We start from the raw sequence: 19,916 nt of genomic DNA on the forward strand, positions 1-19,916 counted from the left end.
TATCCCTACTATAAGGTGCATCAAGGCGCTTTGTCTAATTTTCAGGATATACTGCCGGTTAGCTAACAACATCGTCAAAACACCAAATTTGATTTTCCATCGTCATTTACAACTCTCCCTCAAGAAACTTTATGAGGTGCCGTTCGGGTTGCGCGAGGAATTCCGTAAAGCTGCATAAGTCTGCATAAGCCTGATGCTCCCCGTCATAACAGCCGATCCGGCCTTTATTTTTCGGGTTCCAAACCAACTGCAGGTCAGCGTAATTGTCGATTTCGGCGGAAAGACGCAGCAGCTTTTGCCTGCCGACTTTCATCTCTATCGTATCGGTCAATGTGAAAAAATCGATATACCGGATTTCATATTCGTTTTGCGCCAGCTCAAGGCACAGCTGGTCTCCCGTAAGAAAGCGGACCAGTTCATCGGGTAATTTATATTTTTTAAGCTCGTATTTCTTGTTCTCCGCATGATGAAAATCAGCCGGTTCCAGCGATTTCAAATAATCAGCCATGACCGTATTCTTATTGCTGATGGCAATCGTATACGGCCGCTCGCCGTTTTTTTCCGCTAGAGTAACGTCAGCGCCGTGTTCAGCCAAAAATTTAACCATGGCCATATTCCCCATCCGAGCAGCCACGGTTAACGGAGTCGCCTGATAAGGATAGACCATATCCGGTTGGTTAAAATTGATGTCCACCCCCTGATCAAGCAAATACTTGAGTGTTTTCAGGTCATGGTCCGAGGCGGCTTGACGCATGAGGACACCGCCGTGCAGCTTGATATCTAATCCCAGCTCATGAATCAGCGGAATATTATTTTTGTTGCCATAGTAAGCCTGTGAATACGCGCCCGACCCCGTTTGATCGAGCTTGTCCATCTCGGCTCCTTGCGCTGCAATGTAACGGACGATGTCCTCCCCGCAATAGCGAACGGCTGTCAAAAATGCTGGACGAAGATGCACATTCAGGTTGACGCCGTGCTCTACCAGCAGCTTGATAACCTCCCTTTGCTGCGATATGAGCGCCAGATCTAACGGACTTAGCGTAATATGCTTACTAAGTACGATCCCCTCCTCAATATCCCAGCCTGCTGCGATTGCCGAATCTAAAGCCGGAATGTTTCCTTGGTAAATATGCATCGCGATTTCCGGCAGCTCCTCGAATCTCCCGATATCTTTCAGGACGATCAATCATACCCCTCCTTATTCAAAATCTATTTAAATGCCCGCCTATACGATCGATTTTACTGCGCAGAATACCATCTTACCAGTGATAAGCTAAGCTTAATTCGTCCCTCCTTTCAGCCTCGTTTGAATATCTTGATCCGAATCTACAAAACCATTTTTCGTTCCCCTAAATATTTTACTTTAAAGGATTCATTATATTTTTCGGACAACTCTTTCTCAATGAGTTTAGCTGTTGTTTCACTGGAATAGCTGCATCCTATTAAACTGAATATAGAAATTCCCATGATAACCATGCTGGCTTTCTTTAATAATTTCCTCATATCGTTTACCTACCTTTTGAAAAATTGGAGGATCAGCACAGGTAAACATCCATAGAGATGCCGTTTCTCATGAAAATAAAAGCGGACACCATCAGGTATCCGCAAACATGGGTTTAAGACCTGCATAACCTGTAAGATTCATTAAAAGCCGCCTAAAAATCTGTCTAGCGGTACATTTGTACATACCACATTTTGAACCCTTGCCGCTCATAAAAACCGACGATACGTTGCCATATTTAACCCCCAATGGATTAACCCAGCTAGCCTTGATTTACCATATAGAGATTCTATAGGATCCTCAAAATATCCTCTTTGAATAAATCAAAATCATCCTGTCCGCTAGCTTGCACCGATTAAACAAGCGAGTAAAACAAAAAAGCCGCTAAAATAGCGACTTTATTTCATGTAGCGATAATCCAAAAGCTTCTTCAAATTGGAGATTTTCTGCTGCTGCTTCTCCCCGACATTGGTTTCCCGGACCAGCTTCCGCTCCAGCTCCTTGTCCACCAGCCTTTTGACAGACAGGACGTCCGTTCCGTTGCATAACACGTCTTCCCTGGATTTGAATTTCTGATGGGCGACAAGCTGCATGCCAAAGGAATTGTACAATAAGGTATATCCGGCGATGCCCGTCGTGGACTGATAGGCTTTGGAAAAACCGCCGTCGATGACGACCATTTTCCCGCCCGCTTTAACCGGGTTCTCTCCGCGGATTTCTCTAACCGGCGTGTGGCCGTTAATGATATGCCCATGATCCGGATTCAAACCAAACTCCAGCAGTATCTTCCGGCAGATCTCCTCATGTTCGCGCAGATGATAGTAAGGGTTCTTGCGCTCCTTATGGGTTTCTTTATCTTGGATAAAATATCTTTCAAAGGTGGTCATTTCTCGCTTTCCAAAAAGCGAAGAACATTCCCCTGTCCAGAGGTACCATACCATATCCGTAGCCAGATCATCGGTTTCCTCCGGATGCGCATAGGCGTAACGCAAATAATATTCAAAAACGTCGAGCAGCTGACGGCCCGAATACCGTTTGTCTTCAATCTGCATTTCTTCCATGTTGCCTTCTTCGTCCATGGGAATACAGCCGTGGATTAACAAATTCCCGTTGTATTTCAAATAAAGGCTGCCCTTTTTCATAAGAAAATTCATATGTCTGGCCAGCTTTTCGGAATGTTGGACGGAGAACAGCAATTTTTCCATCACCTGCTGTTCTTCCTCCAGCAACTGTTCCGGCTGCTGCGGATTTACGGTTGCGAAACAGGTGTTTTCCAACGGGTAAGTTTTTCCGCCCATCTTGATTTCGTTTTTGTCGTAATCGATCTGCTCCAGCAAAAGCCGTTCAGACATGTTGAAGTAAGGACGTCTCTTGATAATCGGGATTTCAAGCTTAAACTGGATGATGGCTATGGCCTGGTGGATTTTGGTAATCTGCAGGATTTCCTGTTCAGAACTGTTATGGTCGCTCTGCAGCTTCGGTCTGAAGGCCGGATTGTCGTTATAGTATTTCTCCGCCAAGTTCAGCAGCGGGCGCAGATTGATTCCGTATACGTCTTCGATGATGTCCAGATTGTCGTATCTGGCGCAGATCCGGATAATATTCGCGAGGCAGACCAAGGAACCCGCAAAGGCGCCGATCCACAGGACATCATGGTTTCCCCACTGAATGTCTACCGAATGGTAGTTGATCAGCGTGTCCATAATTTTATCGGGGTCCGGCCCGCGGTCGTAGATATCTCCGACCACATGAAGATGGTCAACGACCAGACGCTGAGTCGTATAAGCAAGGCCGGTAATGAGCTTGTCCGCCTGGCCCAAGGAGATCAATTGCCGGTATATTTCCTCATAATAAGGATCCTTATTGTGGGATGAATCCGTCTTGTACAGCAGCTCTTCCACAATATATACAAACTGCTCCGGCAGAGCTTTGCGCAATTTCGAGCGCGTATATTTGGAAGAGGCATAAGAAATGAGCTTAAGCATATGTTCAATCGTTTGTCTGTACCATCGGTCCAAGGCTTGTTTATTGCACAGATCTCCTTTAACCAGCTGTATTTTTTCTTCCGGATAATAAACTAACGCCGCGAACTCATTGATTTCATCATCCGTCCACACCTCATGGAACAACGCTTTGATTTTTTCTTTTACGGTACCCGAACCGTTTCTTAATACATGCTGAAAAGCCTGGAATTCCCCATGCAAATCACTGACAAAATGTTCGGTTCCTTTGGGGAGATTGGAGATCGCTTCAAGGTTGATGATTTCGGTGACGACTTTTTCTTCCGTATCATATTTCTGGGCCAATAAATCCAGAAACTGCGCATCCAAAACAGATGTCCCCCTTCAAGGAAAGATGGTGATGTTAGTGTAAGCATTTTTTCTCCATATTTATGCGGGTGCCATGAATCTTTCTTTTATTCCTGTTGTTGTCCCCAAGACACCATTTGTGTGCGCAAAAAAGAGCGCTGATAAAATCAACGCTCTGCTCTAATCAGGCATTATTTTTTGAAAGTCACCTTTTTAGACAATCCATCCTCCAGATTCATTTCACCCTTGTGGCGAACGAATACCGTTTGGTTCCCTTCAAATTTTGGCGGATTCTTCGGATCATAGTCCACCCAGCGGCTATTCCCATTTCCATTTCCATTCACAGAATATTCCATGTATTGCGTAGCGCCAATGAGCTCATTTTTTTCATCGTCAGCTTCAACATTGGGCGGTAATTGGACAATCGTACCATGATGCACGCCCAGCTCTTTTATGACTTTGTCCGTTTTGTAGTCGTACGCTTTGATTTTCACGTCATTTCCGTTAACTTCCACCTGAAGACCCTGTTTAAAATCAAGGCCTGTCGGCACTTCGCCGCCATGAGGACCTGCCGATGCCCAGCCCATTTGAATACCAGCCGTGTTCACGACAGTAAAACCGCGCTGATCCCCTCCTTTTACCACCTTTTTGCCGGCCCAATCCGGAAGATTGAGGTCCCAGTGACTGTGGCTTGTAAAAAGAATGACCTGCGGGTAATCCTTCAAGATGGCTTCCAATTTTTCTTGCTCTAAGTAATCACCGGTATAAGGGGATTGTTTGGAGCCTGAAATACTGTCCTTGAGGATATGATGGCTAAACAGGAAAATGGGTTTATTGGGATCTTTTTTAGCATATTCTTCAAGATTTTGCTTTAACCAATCAAGCTGCTCATCGCTAAGGTAAACCTCATCCCACAAGGATTTGTCATGGTAGTGCATGTATTTTTCGGTTCCTAAGAACAGGAACGGATATCCGTCTAGTTCTTTTTTATGATAGACTTTCTCCTCACCCGTGAAGTTATAAAAATTTTGGAACATCTCGGATTCCGGCGTCTGATTCGGCCACGTATTTTGCGCTAATTGGGTAGGAGATGCCCATTTCGGCTTATAAAACTCATGATTTCCGATGCTGTACCAAACATGTTCCGGATGGGGGTTACGATCCAACACTTGTTGTACGGCTTGGTATTCAAAATCCCACCCTCGGTCTGTAATGTCGCCATTCACGATTAATGCTTTGGAAGCAGGGTTTACCTGTCTCATATCTTGAAGCACATGCCTAAAGTCGTCGATATCCCCTTGAATGTCACTAATGACATCAAAAGTAAGGCCTGGATTTTTGGAAAATGCATGTTCATCCGGTTGTGCCTGAGCTGATCCTGAAAATGCACCTACGCTGCAAATAATAGATGTTGCCATCATGCTTGTTAGTAACTTCTTCACATTATTCCTCCTAGTTATTGTCATTTTCAGAATATAATCTGCAAACGTACAAGCTTCTATTAGAATAAACCGAAAATGTGAAGGTAATATTCTCTCGAAGTAAATCATGAACGAAAAAATGTAAACAACCCAAAACCGGGGGATCGATTGATTGACACTTGAGGGGAATTCGGCTACAGGAAGGCAAGCAAGTCAAAGACTTTCAAGCTGCGCTGGTACCGATTATGGAGGAAGGCATGGCGAAAAAAGAATTAAAAGGACACATGAGTCCGGAAAGCTTGTCGTCCCTCTTGGTTTCCATTTATTTTCAAACCGTTATAAGCTGGCTCTCATTCCCCGATCAAGTTCAGAACCCGGTTTCGATTTTCTTGGATCGGTTCGAAATGATTCGGGAAGGAATTGGCGTTCAGCAGAAGGGAGAATGGGAATGATGAAATGTCTGAAGTCGTCATTATAAGGGGCGGAATCGGGGGGCTATGTACAAGCCTGCGCCCTGCAGCAAAGAGGGCATGACGTCACGCTGTATGAAGGGGCGGGCACTTATCAATCCCCGGGAGCGAACGGTTCGGTACAGACTTTTGTCACGATTCATCGAGCAGACCTTCTACATGTCCTTAGGAATGCATTAAAACCTGGAACGATCGTCTTAAATAAACGATGCGTGGATTTCGTGCAGGATCAAGGCGGAGTGACGCTATCATTCGAAGATAGTGAAACGATACTCTCGGATGACGTGGTGGCCGTGGAGACTTAGGGACCGTCAGGTCGAGTTGGCATTGTGCCGCTTGCCAGCTCCTCCATGTCAACCGCTTCAGAGCCGTCAGATTTGGGGACGGTCTAACCCCTCGCTGCCCGAAAAGCGCCCCCGCGCTTGAGCCAAGTCCGGGTGCGTCGCCAGGCAAGCGGACCGTCCTCACGAACAATCATACTCAAGGATATTCTCTCGTTTCCGCATATTGGTCTACAATTACATTTGCCTTTTCTTCAGCTTCTTTTTCAAGAAATGGTTCATCATGAATCCATTGTTGGTAGTGGATTAACTCATGGGCAAATGATACAAGATAAGAAGCTAAGGTGTTATTTCTACCATATTTTGAATCCAACTCCTCAAAGTCGCCCGTTGCAATACGTATATATGGTTCATCATTTTTATTATATGGTGCAAAAAATGATGCAGAAACTTCCTCATTGAACTTAGTTAAAATATAATAGTCTTTTTTTAGATAGACCACAACTCTAATGGGAAATTCCATGTTACCTCTGATCCAGCTTGCAAACTCTAGGCATGCTCTTCTAACTTCAGGATGCACACCCGGAAGACTTCTTACTCTCAAACCAGTCCTTGTTTTCTTAATTTGCATGCAGTTCATACACCCTCTGCTTCCTGATATTTATTATGAGCCTTTTGGACAGTCATCAGTAAGATGCTTTTCCGGGAGCGCAATCATCTTTGCTCTATTTATCGTCTAACTCCGACTTCTTCCCCCGCCTTATTCCATGGTATCCGCGGCCGCCGTGGACATAAAATAGGCCTGCAACCTCCGGTTCAACCATAGGGAAGCTGCAATAAACAACGCTACTCCGATGAACGCGACAGGCTGGTCGATAAAGTCGGACAGATGCGTTCCGATATAGGAAACGCAGAATACCATGACTCCTTTGCCTAAAGCTACGGCTGCCGCAAAAGAAAACGTCGGCATTCGCGTTAATCCCGCTGCCATGTTAATGACGACGAACGGTCCGATCGGGAGCAGGCTTAAGAGAAAAACGAAGCTGAACCCGTTCCTTTGCGCCCACAACATGGCTTTTTGTACTTTCGGCTTGGCCGCCCAGCGCCGAATAAAGGGTGTATCCGCTGCTTTGCGAATCAGAACAAAGGTAAGCAAGCTGCCCATAACGAGGCCGATCCACGAATATAAAAAACCCAGCCACAACCCATAGATGGCGGCATTCGCCCCAACGATCACGATGGTAGGCAGCGGCGGAACAAACGATTTCAGAAAAGTTAACAGCACGCCGGGCAGCGGTCCCAGCGAGCGGAAACGCTCCAAAAAGAGTTCGATGTTTTGCTCCGTAAAATACTCCATAATGCTGAACTCGGCGCCTAACATAAAATGCGATCCCCTCCTATAACTGCAAGTGATTTCATTATACTACAGGATCGCTTGGTTTCCTGATGCATAAATTCGATTATTTTAATAGCACGTTTAAAGCTTGAGGGGACCCATCCGCATCGGACGGGTCCCCTCTTCATTTGCTTACGGCTTGGCGTTTCCGTTGATCTTCTCAAAAAACGGTGCCAACTTGGAAGAGAGTTGAGACCACTGCTGCTGTTCTTCTTTAGTCAGCTTCTCTTCATGCCTGACCCCATTTTTATCGGTCATCTTCAGCTTTAATTGCATCAACTGCTTGGTCAGCTCCATATACTCCTTGAATTCGGCTTCTGTGAGCTTGCCTTTTGCTGTCTGAAGGAATCTTTCGATCTCTTGATAATCTTCCTGTGTACCACCAATCTTTTCAATGTTTTCAACAGAACCGAATAGATCATCCACTAGATAGGAAGAAGCAAATACGGCAGACGGAATCAGAATCGCTACTGCGGCAATACCTGCAAGCAGGCGTTTTTTCATAGGAGACCTTCCTCTCTTTTCGTTCAAATAGTGTTGATAGGACTGCTTGACACGTCCGTACAAATCGGGTGGACAGTGCATCGAATCAGCAACCTGGCGAAGTTCTTGGCGCAATTCCTGATCAATAGACATACTCGCTTCCTCCCGTCATTTCGATTCTTTTCCGGAGCTCATGAAGTGCCCGATGATGCCTGGATTTCACTGTGCCAACGGGGATTTGCAGAATGTCCGCGATTTCTTCCAGATCATAGTCGTGAAAATAGCGCAGGATGACGACCACACGCAGTTTGTAGGACAGCTGGCGAACTAAGCCGAACAGCTCGTGCTGCATTTCGGACTGCAGGAAAGCTCGGTCCGTCCAGTTGAACGGTTCGCAAGCCATCTGGCGGTTTCGTTCAAAAAGGCGAATTCGCCGCCATGCTTTTCTTTTCCAATCCTGGACAAGATGGATCGTGATCCCATGCAGCCAAAACCTGAACGGCCTGTTCGGGTCGTATTGGTGAAACGACCGCCACATGCGCATGTAAACTTCATTCACGATATCCTCAACGTCCTGTTTGTCGTAGACGAGAAAAGCAACCGTCCGATAGACGTCTTGATGAGTCGCCTCATAGACTAGCTGAAAGGCAGACTCGTCGCCGAGCGTCGCTTGTTCAAGCCACAATCGTAACTCTTTATCATTCATGGGGGCCCCTCCTGAACGTGTTACACCCCTTAATTCGCTCCAATGGGGAAAAAGGTTCCGTAAGAGAAAAACGTATTTGAATAAAAATATACATCACCTGTGGCACGCCTGGATACAAACCAAAAAAACCTTAGTCGGCAGAAAGGCAGAACTAAGGTTTTTTGAGTATTAAATAGCGACAATCGGTTGATATCTGAATTTTGTGTAATTAAACTGCTCTCCGTTTATAAGCCCGCATCGCAAAGACATAAGCGACCAGCATAATTCCGACGCACCATGCAAGCGCGATCCAGATGTCATTGCCTACCGGTTGACTTGACAACAGGGCACGGATGGTTTCGACGATCGAGGTGACCGGCTGGTTTTCGGCAAAAGCGCGAACGACTTTGGGCATGGAATCGGTCGGCACAAAGGCCGAACTGATGAACGGCAGGAAGATCAGCGGATAGGAAAATGCGCTCGCCCCTTCGACCGATTTTCCGGACAATCCGGCAATCGCCGCGACCCAAGTCAACGCCAGCGTAAACAGCACGAGAATACCGGTTACGGCGAGCCAGGGCAGAATCCCTGCGGTCGAGCGGAAACCCATGATGAGTGCTACGAGAATGATGACGACGAGGGAAATCATATTGGATAGCAGCGAAGTTAGCACATGCCCCCACAGCAGGGCTGAACGCGAAATCGGCATGGAGTTGAACCGCTCAATGATGCCCCGCTGCTTATCCATAAACAGGCGGTAAGCCGTATAAGAAATCCCGCTTGCGATCGCAATCAGCAGAATGCCGGGCAACAGGTAGTTCACATAGTTGTCCGTACCGGTTTGGATGGCGCCGCCAAACACATAGACAAACAGCAGCATCATCGCAATCGGGGTGATACAGACCGTGATGATGGTGTCCATGCTGCGGAAAATATGGCGCATGGAACGTCCGAGCATAACGCTCATATCGCTGAAAAAGTATCTATTCATCGATTATTTTCCCTCCTTATTACCGATAATGGCGAGGAAGATCTCCTCTAACGAAGGCTGTTTCTCCACATACTCCACCTTTGCGGGCGGGAACAGCATTTTCAGTTCCTCAAGCGTGCCGTTGGTTATGATCCGACCCTCATGCAAAATGGCAATCCGATCGGCAAGCTGTTCGGCCTCATCCAAGTACTGAGTGGTGAGAAATATCGTCGTGCCGCCGTCGGCCAGCTCCTTGACGGTCTTCCAAACCTCGATGCGAGCCTCAGGGTCCAGCCCGGTGGTCGGCTCATCGAGGAAAATGATCTGCGGATTTCCCACAAGGCTTAGAGCAATGTCCAGCCTGCGGCGCATGCCGCCCGAATAGGTAGATGCCTTGCGGTCCGCAGCTTCTGTCAGGCCGAAGCGTTCAAGCATATGATCCGCAACCTGGCGCGGATTTTTGAGGTGCCGCAGTTTGGCGATCAGGATCACATTTTCCCGTCCCGTCAAAATCTCGTCCACGGCGGCAAATTGTCCGGTCAAACTGATTGATTGCCGTACTTGGTCGGGCTTTGAAGCGACGTCAAAACCGTTGACGGTGGCGGTGCCTCCGTCCGGCTTAAGCAGCGTGGTGAGGATTCGGACCATCGTCGTCTTGCCCGCCCCATTCGAGCCCAGCAAGGCGAAAATCTCGCCTCGCTTCACTTCAAAATCGACGCCCTTCAGGACTTCCTTGTCTTTGAAAGATTTTCGCATACCTTTCACTTGAATTGCTTTTTCCATCCTCATACCCCCTTTTTATTTTGTTTTATCCGCAGCTTCTTTTATGGCCTTGTAAACTTTTTGGTCAACGGATTCTTGATAGACGTCAGCATAAGTTTTTGAATCTTTGATTAGATCATCGCAGAAAGCCGCTACGTCACGGCCCGTCACTTCAAGCACGCCTTTCCCCATAGCCGCTCCCTCTTCAAAAAGATCGACAATGCCCGAGAGCAAACCCGTCCCCTCGGTTAGCTGGACAGGGCCGACCTTAAAGAGATATTTTTGAATCTCTTTATAAACAATCTGATAATCTTGCGGGAGCGCCTTTACACGCGCCACGTGCGCTCTCCACTCTTTTTTGCCTTCGATGATATCTCGTATTCTCATGTTAACCTCCTCCTATTTGCCTAATTTTTTAGCGATATTATGGTTAAGTTGCTCGCGCCACTTGTCGCGATAGGACTTTGCCCCATCGATGCCGACCAGCGCCAAGCAGAAGCCTTTGATATCGTCACCCAAAACCTCTTGGACACTTTGACCGTCCGCTGCCGTTTCTTCGAGCAGGCCAAGCACACCGTCAAGTATCGGCATGAGATTGCGACCGGTGAAATCGGAATGCGGCCAAAGATTGACATTAATTTTTTCCCATGCGGCTTGATAATCAGCCGGCAGTTTTTTTGCCCTCGCTTCAAAAGCTTTCATTTCCTTGGTCATGTCGCTGCCGGTGATTTTTTCCCAAAAATTCATTGTTTTTCCTCCTTTAACTCATTCATTTTTGATGATACGAACTCCCATTTTTCCCAGAACTTCCGCAGCTCCTCGCGCCCCGCGTCATTGATCGCGAAAAACTTTCGCGGCGGTCCCATGTCGGAGGGTTTCTTCGTGATCTCCACCAATTTGTTTTTTTCAAGCCGGATCAGGATGGTGTACACCGTTCCCTCCACAACATCTGAAAAGCCGAGGGCGTTCAGCCGCCGCGTGATTTCGTAGCCGTAGGTTTCTTGGCGGCTTATAATCTCAAGGACGCAGCCCTCAAGCACGCCTTTGAGCATTTCCGTTAGGTTTTCCAACACCATCTCTCCTTGCTATTCTGTGTCACTGGTATCATGTATTACTTAGTACCACTATAAAGTAACACGCAGTAGCGGGAAAGTCAATGCCATTTCCTCATCAACGTTAAAAATAGGCTTACAATGGGGCAGCCATCCGCTTTTACATTTCATTTATTCAATAGGTTCTTGCCATTCTGGCTCTTGATATCCATGGCTACACACAAAAAGCCGCAACTATGCGGCTTATAAGCGTGTATGTTCTTGTCGTTTTTAGATTCTTGAAACCGAGTTGGAGCGCTACTTTGAAGCCGTGTCCCTGGCGTCCTTGATTCTGACATTGGTACTGTATAATGCCGAATCGCTGCTCACCTTGAACGACGGGTATGACCGGTCCGCTTCCAGCTTCAGCGCGTCGTCGAACAAGCTTTTCTGCTGCTTGTCGACCAGAAAAGTAAAGTTTTTTACAGGAACCCGAACGTCGGTGTCAAGCGGCTGATCCAAAATCTCGATGGCCAACACTCCGTTGCACCCGCAACTTTCGGTATCATAAAAAAGCTTGAAAAAACCGGGACGCCCCTCCAAGCTGTTCGCGAGTTTTTCTTCCGTGTAAGAATCAATGAAAATGATCATGTTTCGACCTCCTCCTTGCATCGTCTTCTTTACAATATCATGCTTATTATACTGATAAAAAATCAGTTCCACCATGATGGAGGTTCCCTTTCCGGATTGCGGAAATCAATCGCATGATGTATATTGGTTTTACATTGACATTACTGCAGGTCTAAAAAAGGAGGAGCCATGTCACCACGTACCAAAGAACAGAATGACGCCATCCGGGAGATGCGCATGAACCAAATTATGCAGGCTGCTGCGGAAGTATATTTGGAAAAGGGCATTCAATTGGAAATACGCGATGTTGCGGTCAAAGCAGAGCTCGGCTACGGAACCGTGTATCATTACTACAAAAATAAGCACATGCTTCTGGAAGATTTATTGTGGGATGCCTTGTATCGAACGGAATCCGCAGTACAGCCCGCAATGACGGAGGACGGCGGCAGTTTGCATAAAGCGGAGTCGTTCTCCAGGCTGCTTCTGCAGAAGTGCCTCCAGGATCCTTCCGTATTTATACTGCTTAAAACGGTTGCGGATAATTTTCATCACTTCCCGGGAAACCGGTTCAGCAAGCTGTCAGAACATTTTCAGGAACGGATCTATTTGCCGTTTGTGCACATGATTCGCGAAGGAATCGATTCCAAGTCACCGGAGAAAACGGCTAATCTGATATTCGGCTCGCTGATCGGCTGCACAGCATTGAACATCCACCATCAAATGCGACACGAGATGGATGCGGACGGCATCGTTGACATGATTTTTTCAGGCCTACAGGCAAAGGAGAGATAAACGGAATGATCATCCTGAAATCGAAAGCGGAAATTGAAGAAATGAGAAAAGCCGGCCGAATCGTCGCTGCTTTTCACAAAGCCATCTCAAGTATGATCCGGCCGGGTGTCACGACGCTTGAGATCGAGTCGTTCGCGCTGCGGTTCCTGAAGGAGAATGGCGCCAAGGCGTATACGATCGGCTACAACGGCTATCCGTATGCGACATGCGCTTCGGTCAACGACGTCATTGCGCATGGTTTTCCGAACCGGACACCGCTCAAGGAAGGCGACATCGTCACCATCGACATCGTGGCGGAAAAGGACGGCTGGATCGGCGATTCTGCCTGGAGTTATGCGGTCGGCGAGGTATCGGAGGAAGCCCGTAAGCTGATGCGGGTAACGAAGGAATGCTTGGATCTGGGCATCGAAAAAGCTGTCGTCGGAAACCGGATCGGCGATGTGATGCATGCGGTTCAAACCCATGCCGAGCGGAACGGATTTTCGGTGGTGCGCGATCTGCTCGGTCACGGCGTAGGCCGGGAGATGCACGAGGAGCCTAACTATCCCCACGTCGGGAAGCCCGGCAAAGGATTCCGCTTGAAGGAAGGGATGGTGTTGACGATAGAGCCGATGATCAATGCGGGAAAAGCGTTCATGACGGTGGATGCCGACGGATGGACCGCCAGAACCGCCGATGGCTCGCTTTCCGCGCAATACGAACATACGATTGCCATTACTTCGGATGGACCGGTCATATTGACCGCACAATAGAAATCAATCCTTAGTTTGTGGCAATGTTGATCCGGAAGCTGAGCGGTGATCCCCTCTTCCTTCATAGTTTCAGGCAAAAAATCGGCTGCGATTCGCATGTCTGCGAAAAGGCCGATTTTTATTTTTCCGTTCCCTTTTACCGTTTTTAGTTTACATAATTATTTTATCGTTAACATAATTTTGTTTATTCTAATCGATTGTGGCCTATGTCCTCATCCTAAAAACACAAAAAGCCGCAACAATACGCTTTAGCTGAAGGGACTTGAATCTCCGGATGAATCAAAGGATGACATGCGGACCGTGCCCGGGGAATACCTTCCGTTCGTCGGTGCTTCTTAATAGTGCCCAGCTTTTATCAACCATTTCATTTGATTCAACGAACATAGGGTTCATCAGGGGCAAATCGCCCGTAAAAATGCCCAACCCTTCGATAACAATGCTAATGGAATCATCCGAGTGACCCGGAGTATGAAGAATATATCCTGGGATGCCCAATTTTTTAATGAAGCTGGCTTTATCATTTTCATTGATGATGTGATCGGCCTCCACCTTTATTTCTTTGAAGCCGGGGAATTTTTTCATCGACTCATTCGCCGTTTCAAGAAAATCCGATTGCGTTCTGCTGATCATAAGTGCTACACCCATAGATTGCAGCTCTTGTACGATTCCGCAATGATCCGGATGAAAGTGGGTAACCATGACATAGGGAATGTCCTTCCAATCGATATGGTACTTTCGCAATTGGCTCGCCATCTTACCAAGCGTACCAGGCAACCCCGTATCGATGAGAAGGTACTTGTTTTGGCAATCAATCGCATAATAATTCGTCGAATCGTAGCCAACGTTAATGACATTCATAAGTCCGCCCCCATCTTATCGTTCATATTCGTCGATATAGAGATCGCCCACAATTTTTGCGCTTGAATGATATCGTTCATACGACCGGTATACATCATTCGCCCATTTTAATAACATCGATTCTAGTTTTTTCTCCTTCAGTCCGATGAGGTCCATAACCGTTAAACATCCTCTTTCTTGAACGGGCAATGCAGAAATCAAGATTTCCGGATGGGACGATTTGTATTGATCCAAAACATGGCTCAACCGACTTGTCTTTGCGTACTTCCATTCGATTTCTTTTTCAAGCATCAAATACATTCTGGTGAGATGCAAATTGTTGTTCCACTTCCCATGAACCTCCGAATGCTGCAAACAATGGGCGTCGGCAAAAATAAACTGATTCACTCCACTCCCATCCATGAAATGTATTTGCAGATCATTGAAAACGTCAAAACATTCAAAGACTCCGCCCTCGGTGTGTGATCCACAAAATTGACATCTTCCGTAATCCTTTAACTCTAAGCCCTTTTTTTGGGCTTGTCGCACTATGTTCTGCATAGCCCCCACCTTCCCTTCAGGAACCATTATTGAATCTTTATTGAATCCGTATCCCTTAGCGCCGTCCTAACGTTCCGCGCCATAGTTCTGTAAAGAGCTGTTCATAGGAAATCGTTCTTTGGGAAATGCCGGTTGCCCGCTCCCACTGTCCCGTTGTATAAATCCGGATCGCCCCCTATAAAGCCATATTAAGGGCTAACGTTGCGTTAGGGTCAAGATGCAAATAAGCCATTGTAACAACGTCAAGGCGTTTTTCCCGCCGTTTTGATAATGGGAAGCGGCAGTGCTTCTTGGGCGACTGGCGGATCGACAGGACGCGGAGCTTGGGCTTCGGCATTTTATTGCGGATGCGGTCAATCAGTTCCGGATACCGTTGGGCTTAGCCTGCGGCACCCGTCTCGTCTGCGGAGGACGAGTGTCCCGGAACGGCCGCCCCCCGCTTTATGCGCCGCTCGAGGCGCAGGCTCGCCGCAAACACGACAAGCGACAGCGCCGTCATCGCGCCTGCGAAATAGCCGATTTGCCCGACGGTAGCGAAGCGCACGACTGCGCCTCCGACCGAGGCGCCCAAAGCGCTTCCCACGTAAATGACGGAAGACTGCAGCGACAGGACGATGCCGGACGAAGGCCCCGACAGCCCGATCAGCCGATGCTGCTGGGCAGGATTAAACATGTAGCCGCTGAAGCCGTACAGAGCCATGGCAGCGATCGCCACGGCAAGAATGCCGGGCCGGCCGGCAAAGCCGTACAACGCCGACAGCAGGAATAACGAGGCGGCGAGCAGCGTCAACGCCAGCGGAATTGCCCGATTCGGGCCGATCCGGTCCGCAGCGATGCCCCCCGTCCGCACCCCGATAAAGCTGGCGATACCGGAAAGGCACAACACGATGCTGATCATCCGGCCTCCAGCTCCGTATCCGGCAAATAGTTCGGAAACGTACGTAAAGAGCGCAAAAATCCCGGTGGCCCAGGCGAGCGTTGTCAGCAAGGCGGATAGCAGTTCCGGCCGCTTCAGATACGACAGGCGCTCCCGCATGCCGACGGCCCCGGCCGGCGCCACCTGCGGGAACAGCAGCCGAATGGCTAGCGCTGCGAGCAGCGTCACGCCGCCGACGATCCAAAACGTCGTACGCCAATCGAACGTCTGGGCGACCCACGTCCCGAACGGAACGCCAAGGATCAGGGAAACGGTCTGCCCCGCGATGACAATCGACACTGCGCGCCCTCGTTTTTCAGGCTCGGACAGCGTGGAGGCGACAGCGACTGCCCCCGGCGAGAATAGTCCCGCTCCCAGCGCGGCGACGATCCGCCCGGCCATCATCAGGCCGTATGAGGAAGCAAGGCCGCACACCACGTTTCCGGCGGCGAGCAGCAGCAGCGCACCGAACAACAGCTTCCTGCGCTCCATCCTTCCGGTCAGTGTCGTCAGTATCGGCGACGACACGGCATAAACGAGCGAGAATGCAGTCACCAGCTGTCCGGCAAGCGCCGTCGAGACATGCAGCGCCGCCGCCAGCGTCGGCAGCAGCCCGCCGATCATGTACCCTTCCGTGCCGATCGCAAACGATCCGAGCGCCAACCAAAATATCCGTTTGTCCATAAAATCCTCTCCTTATTTAATTTCAACTTTCCAATGGAACTGAATGAGTTGCATTGAATGGTATAAACACTCTCTTTTGCGGCTGCACTTGAACTGTTCTCATCCTCAAAATAACCGTAACGGTTACATTGAATGCCGAGATGAGTCCTACTGCCGGCCGTTACGACGCATACAGCGGACAAGCCGCAAGCTGAAATCGGATATCAAACATTTTCTTAGAGCGTTTCCGATCAGGCAGATTTAAAACGGATATCGACCTGTTCTGCTGCTTCCATCCTGCCCTGACTCAGGAAAGCCATCCGACGCCCCCCTTTCATTGAAACTGAAACAGTTATATTGGTTGCCGCAGAAAAAAAGCGGCTCGCGGATCGGTCTTCATCAAACAGCCAACAGCATGCCTCGCCGGTTCATCGACGGGCCGGAATCCGAGCCGACAGCTGTTTCCGATCGGCCCGCTTATCTAAGATCTTCCGGCGATCGGCTCCTTACGGATGCCTGCCGCTTCCGGCGGCATCAACGCTTCCCGTGTTCCAGCGATGAACCGACCAGATCCTTGATCGTTTCCTGAGCCAGCCGGCGCTTCAGTGCTTCTTCGCTGTCTTCGTAGATCTCTTGGAGAGCTGGCTGAATGCCGTTGCCGATAATGCAGCTCGGGTTCGGCTGGCTGTGGTGCAGCTCGAACAGGGGCGTCTGCACGACGGCTTCGTACACGTCCAGCAGGCTGATCTCTTCCGGCCGGCGCGCCAGCTTCCAGCCGGCACCTGTCCCGCCGTGCTGCACGAGCACCAGGCCCGCCTTTGCAAGTTGACCAAGAATCCGCCTCAGAAAAACCGGGCTCGTTCCCACGCTGTTTGCGATCCGGTCGGAAGGGAAAAATTCGTCCTTCTCCGCCCAAAAGGCCAGCCAGGTCAAAATATGAAGCGCAATGGTATAACGGCTTACGATGGCCATGTTCGGCATCCCCTTTCAATGAAACCATTATAGTTTCATTGAATCCCCCTCGTCAACGAATCCCTTTCCCCTTTTCAGCGGAATTGTATAATTCAGCGTCTTAGACACATCACCTTTTGCGGCCTGATCGCCTCAAATCCGACGCTCCCGTTTATCTTCCCGTTTGGACGTATTTTGATCCGGGTAAATAAAATTTGTGAAATACTCGGACACCGTCCGTAACCAACAGGAGGGATTCATTGATGGACCATAAGAAAGGGCAGCAGCCGCAGAAGGACATGAAGGACAGCCAGTTGGAGGAATTCCGCGTAAGCGATGATGGCGAACCCATGACCACCAATCAGGGCGTTCGAATTTCTGAGGATGAGCATTCGCTCAAGGCGGGCGAACGCGGTCCTACGTTAATGGAAGATTTTCATTTTAGGGAGAAGTTGACCCATTTTGACCATGAGCGCATTCCTGAGCGCGTCGTTCACGCCCGGGGCTTCGGCGTTCACGGTTATTTTCAGGTATACAAGCCGATGACAAAGTACACGAAGGCCAAATTTCTGCAGGATCCGTCCATAAAAACGCCGGTATTCGTACGTTTCTCCACCGTGGCCGGTTCGCGGGGTTCGGCCGATACGGTGCGGGATGCCCGGGGCTTTGCCACCAAGTTTTACACGGAGGACGGAAACTTTGACCTTGTGGGCAATAACATCCCCGTATTTTTCATTCAGGATGCGCTGAAATTCCCTGATTTGGTGCATGCGTTCAAGCCGGAGCCCCACAACGAAATGCCGCAGGCATCTACGGCGCATGATACCCACTGGGATTTTATTGCCAACAATACCGAATCGGCCCACATGGTCATGTGGACGATGTCGGACCGGGCGATCCCGCGCAGCTACCGGATGATGGAAGGCTTCGGCGTACATACCTTCCGGTTTGTCAATGACAAGGGCGAAGCGCATTTTGTCAAATTCCATTGGAAACCGCTGCTGGGCGTGCATTCCCTGGTCTGGGACGAAGCGCAGAAAATCGCCGGCAAGGATCCCGACTTTCACCGCCGCGACCTGTGGGAAGCCATTGAAACGGGCAACTATCCCGAATTTGAGTTTGGCGTGCAAATGATCCGCGAGGATGAGGAGTTCAATTTCGATTTCGATATTCTCGACCCGACCAAAATATGGCCGGAAGAACTCATTCCCGTCCAGCGCATCGGAAAAATGACCCTGAACCGCAACGTGGACAATGTGTTCGCCGAAACGGAGCAGGCTGCCTTTCACGTAGGCAATGTGGTTCCGGGAATCGATTTTTCCAACGACCCGCTGCTCCAAGGGCGCCTGTTCTCTTATACCGATACGCAGCTGATCCGTTTGGGCGGACCGAATTTCCATGAGATTCCGATCAACCGGCCCGTGGCAGAGGTTCACAATAACCAGCGTGACGGATACCATCGCATGACGATCAACCGGGGGCAAACCAGCTATCATAAAAACTCCCTTGGAAACAATGACCCCCGCCCCGTTTCGCAGCAGGACGGTGGATACGCCCACTATCAGGAAAAGGTGGAGGGACGCAAAGTCCGGGCACGCAGCGACAGCTTCAAAGACCATTACACCCAGGCTAAACTTTTTTGGAACAGCATGTCTGACGTGGAAAAGCAGCATATCATTAAGGCTTTCCGGTTCGAGGTGGGCAAGGTAAGAAGCAAAAGCGTGCAGCAGCAGGTCGTCGACATGTTCGCGAACGTCGATTTGACGCTGGCCGAGGAAATCGCCCTTGGCGTCGGCGTCACCCCGCCGAAGGCGAAGGCCGGTGATGAAGCATCCGGGACAACGATGGCCGGTGGTGCCGAAACCAAGGCTTCGCCGGCACTGAGCCAGCTTCGAACCGCCATGTCCCCGGCCACCCGTAAGGTGGCGGTGCTGGCCGCCGACGGATTCGACGCCGACGAGATGAAGGCCGTCCTCGCCGCCTTTGCCGAAGCGAAGGTCGTTCCGGAAGTCGTCAGCGAAAATCTGGGGATGATTGCCGGAACCGACGGCAGCCGGCTAGAGGTGATGCATACCTTCCTAACGGCCGATTCCGTGCTGTTTGACGCGGTCTATGTGGCCGGCGGGGAACAAAGCATGGCCAAGCTCCAGGGAATCAAAGAGGCGGTAAACTTTGTGACGGAAGCTTATAACCATTTTAAAACCGTGGGGGCTTCTGCCCAGGCTGCCGGGCTGCTGTCCGGCTCAGGCATTCATCTCGCCGATCCGGCCGCTATTTCGGGCTATCTGACGTCTCCGAACGAGGATACCGGGCTGGTCATCCGAAAGGAGACGGAAGACGTCGGCGTCTTCGCCCGGCAGCTGGTCGACGCCATCGCCATGCATCGCCACTGGGGCCGGGAAATGCAGATGATTCCTCCAGTGAAGCGAACCGATTGAAATCGGATCGATATGAAGATAATCCTGCCCCGCTTTTTTGCGGGGCAGGATTTTTGAATTTCGGACC

21 protein-coding genes are annotated in these 19,916 nt (G+C 49.4%); 4 read left to right on the forward strand and 17 right to left on the reverse strand.

The genetic code is table 11. The annotated features are described in order from the left end of the window. Window positions 1–106: 106 nt before the first annotated feature. From AC27KL_RS15265 to AC27KL_RS15275, 3 genes are all read right to left on the reverse strand, one after another. Window positions 107–1,186 (reverse strand): ankyrin repeat domain-containing protein, encoded by a 1,080-nt coding sequence (locus tag AC27KL_RS15265; RefSeq protein ID WP_487170238.1) that lies wholly within the window; start codon window positions 1,184–1,186, stop codon window positions 107–109. 713 nt (window positions 1,187–1,899) lie between these two features. After that, window positions 1,900–3,831 carry a fructose-1,6-bisphosphatase gene (locus tag AC27KL_RS15270; RefSeq protein ID WP_487170239.1) on the reverse strand — a complete coding sequence of 644 codons (1,932 nt, stop codon included), beginning with the start codon at window positions 3,829–3,831 and terminating at the stop codon, window positions 1,900–1,902. 170 nt (window positions 3,832–4,001) lie between these two features. Continuing rightward, the gene (locus AC27KL_RS15275; RefSeq protein WP_487170240.1) at window positions 4,002–5,252 is read right to left on the reverse strand and encodes a DUF4073 domain-containing protein; all 1,251 of its coding nucleotides are present in this window, start codon (window positions 5,250–5,252) and stop codon (window positions 4,002–4,004) included. Between the two features lie 236 nt (window positions 5,253–5,488). On the opposite strand from AC27KL_RS15275, the gene AC27KL_RS15280 reads away from it, so the two are divergent. Then, entirely contained in the window at window positions 5,489–5,683 is a 195-nt protein-coding gene (locus AC27KL_RS15280; protein WP_487170241.1) for a hypothetical protein, read from the forward strand. 498 nt (window positions 5,684–6,181) lie between these two features. Here the strand turns inward: AC27KL_RS15280 and AC27KL_RS15285 are convergent, their stop codons facing one another. The 10 genes from AC27KL_RS15285 to AC27KL_RS15330 all read right to left on the reverse strand — a co-directional run bounded on the left by AC27KL_RS15285 (window position 6,182) and on the right by AC27KL_RS15330 (window position 11,960). Further along, on the reverse strand, window positions 6,182–6,622 hold the full coding sequence (locus tag AC27KL_RS15285) for a hypothetical protein (RefSeq protein ID WP_487170242.1): 441 nt from the start codon (window positions 6,620–6,622) through the stop codon (window positions 6,182–6,184). Between the two features lie 120 nt (window positions 6,623–6,742). Continuing rightward, window positions 6,743–7,363: a TVP38/TMEM64 family protein gene (locus AC27KL_RS15290; protein WP_487170243.1), complete on the reverse strand. Its 621-nt coding sequence runs from the start codon at window positions 7,361–7,363 to the stop codon at window positions 6,743–6,745. 147 nt (window positions 7,364–7,510) lie between these two features. After that, a complete protein-coding gene (locus AC27KL_RS15295) occupies window positions 7,511–8,014 on the reverse strand; it encodes a DUF3600 domain-containing protein (RefSeq protein ID WP_487170244.1) in 504 nt (167 codons plus the stop codon). Then, window positions 8,004–8,567 carry a sigma-70 family RNA polymerase sigma factor gene (locus AC27KL_RS15300; protein WP_487170245.1) on the reverse strand — a complete coding sequence of 188 codons (564 nt, stop codon included), beginning with the start codon at window positions 8,565–8,567 and terminating at the stop codon, window positions 8,004–8,006. The genes AC27KL_RS15295 and AC27KL_RS15300 overlap by 11 nt, the downstream gene beginning before the upstream one ends. 208 nt (window positions 8,568–8,775) lie before the next feature. After that, window positions 8,776–9,537, reverse strand: a complete 762-nt coding sequence (locus AC27KL_RS15305; RefSeq protein ID WP_339324837.1) for an ABC transporter permease — start codon at window positions 9,535–9,537, stop codon at window positions 8,776–8,778. A 3-nt stretch (window positions 9,538–9,540) separates the two neighbouring features. Then, a complete protein-coding gene (locus tag AC27KL_RS15310) occupies window positions 9,541–10,299 on the reverse strand; it encodes an ABC transporter ATP-binding protein (RefSeq protein WP_487170246.1) in 759 nt (252 codons plus the stop codon). Window positions 10,300–10,314: 15 nt separating this feature from the next. Then, window positions 10,315–10,665, reverse strand: a complete 351-nt coding sequence (locus AC27KL_RS15315) for a DUF1048 domain-containing protein (protein ID WP_339324835.1) — start codon at window positions 10,663–10,665, stop codon at window positions 10,315–10,317. A 12-nt stretch (window positions 10,666–10,677) separates the two neighbouring features. After that, the gene (locus tag AC27KL_RS15320) at window positions 10,678–11,025 is read right to left on the reverse strand and encodes a DUF1048 domain-containing protein (RefSeq protein ID WP_339324834.1); all 348 of its coding nucleotides are present in this window, start codon (window positions 11,023–11,025) and stop codon (window positions 10,678–10,680) included. After that, window positions 11,022–11,330, reverse strand: a complete 309-nt coding sequence (locus AC27KL_RS15325; RefSeq protein WP_310858113.1) for a PadR family transcriptional regulator — start codon at window positions 11,328–11,330, stop codon at window positions 11,022–11,024. The genes AC27KL_RS15320 and AC27KL_RS15325 overlap by 4 nt, the downstream gene beginning before the upstream one ends. A gap of 297 nt (window positions 11,331–11,627) precedes the next feature. Continuing rightward, entirely contained in the window at window positions 11,628–11,960 is a 333-nt protein-coding gene (locus AC27KL_RS15330; RefSeq protein ID WP_487170247.1) for an iron-sulfur cluster biosynthesis family protein, read from the reverse strand. A gap of 168 nt (window positions 11,961–12,128) precedes the next feature. Here AC27KL_RS15330 and AC27KL_RS15335 point away from each other — a divergent pair, with 168 nt between their 5' ends. After that, window positions 12,129–12,731 (forward strand): TetR/AcrR family transcriptional regulator, encoded by a 603-nt coding sequence (locus AC27KL_RS15335; RefSeq protein ID WP_487170248.1) that lies wholly within the window; start codon window positions 12,129–12,131, stop codon window positions 12,729–12,731. 5 nt (window positions 12,732–12,736) lie between these two features. Next, window positions 12,737–13,483 (forward strand): type I methionyl aminopeptidase, encoded by a 747-nt coding sequence (map, locus tag AC27KL_RS15340; protein WP_487170249.1) that lies wholly within the window; start codon window positions 12,737–12,739, stop codon window positions 13,481–13,483. 279 nt (window positions 13,484–13,762) lie between these two features. Here map and AC27KL_RS15345 read toward each other — a convergent pair whose 3' ends face one another. The 4 genes from AC27KL_RS15345 to AC27KL_RS15360 form a co-directional block, all read right to left on the reverse strand. Next, window positions 13,763–14,341 carry an MBL fold metallo-hydrolase gene (locus tag AC27KL_RS15345; RefSeq protein ID WP_487170250.1) on the reverse strand — a complete coding sequence of 193 codons (579 nt, stop codon included), beginning with the start codon at window positions 14,339–14,341 and terminating at the stop codon, window positions 13,763–13,765. Window positions 14,342–14,356: 15 nt separating this feature from the next. After that, the gene (locus AC27KL_RS15350; protein ID WP_487170251.1) at window positions 14,357–14,881 is read right to left on the reverse strand and encodes a DUF5946 family protein; all 525 of its coding nucleotides are present in this window, start codon (window positions 14,879–14,881) and stop codon (window positions 14,357–14,359) included. A gap of 379 nt (window positions 14,882–15,260) precedes the next feature. Further along, entirely contained in the window at window positions 15,261–16,481 is a 1,221-nt protein-coding gene (locus AC27KL_RS15355) for an MFS transporter (RefSeq protein WP_487170252.1), read from the reverse strand. A gap of 513 nt (window positions 16,482–16,994) precedes the next feature. Continuing rightward, window positions 16,995–17,432 (reverse strand): Rrf2 family transcriptional regulator, encoded by a 438-nt coding sequence (locus AC27KL_RS15360; RefSeq protein ID WP_212952216.1) that lies wholly within the window; start codon window positions 17,430–17,432, stop codon window positions 16,995–16,997. A 242-nt stretch (window positions 17,433–17,674) separates the two neighbouring features. On the opposite strand from AC27KL_RS15360, the gene AC27KL_RS15365 reads away from it, so the two are divergent. Further along, window positions 17,675–19,849, forward strand: coding sequence for a catalase (locus tag AC27KL_RS15365; RefSeq protein ID WP_487170253.1), 2,175 nt, complete (start codon window positions 17,675–17,677; stop codon window positions 19,847–19,849). Window positions 19,850–19,916: the final 67 nt, after the last annotated feature.

The organism is Paenibacillus sp. YAE3, assembly GCF_057546105.1.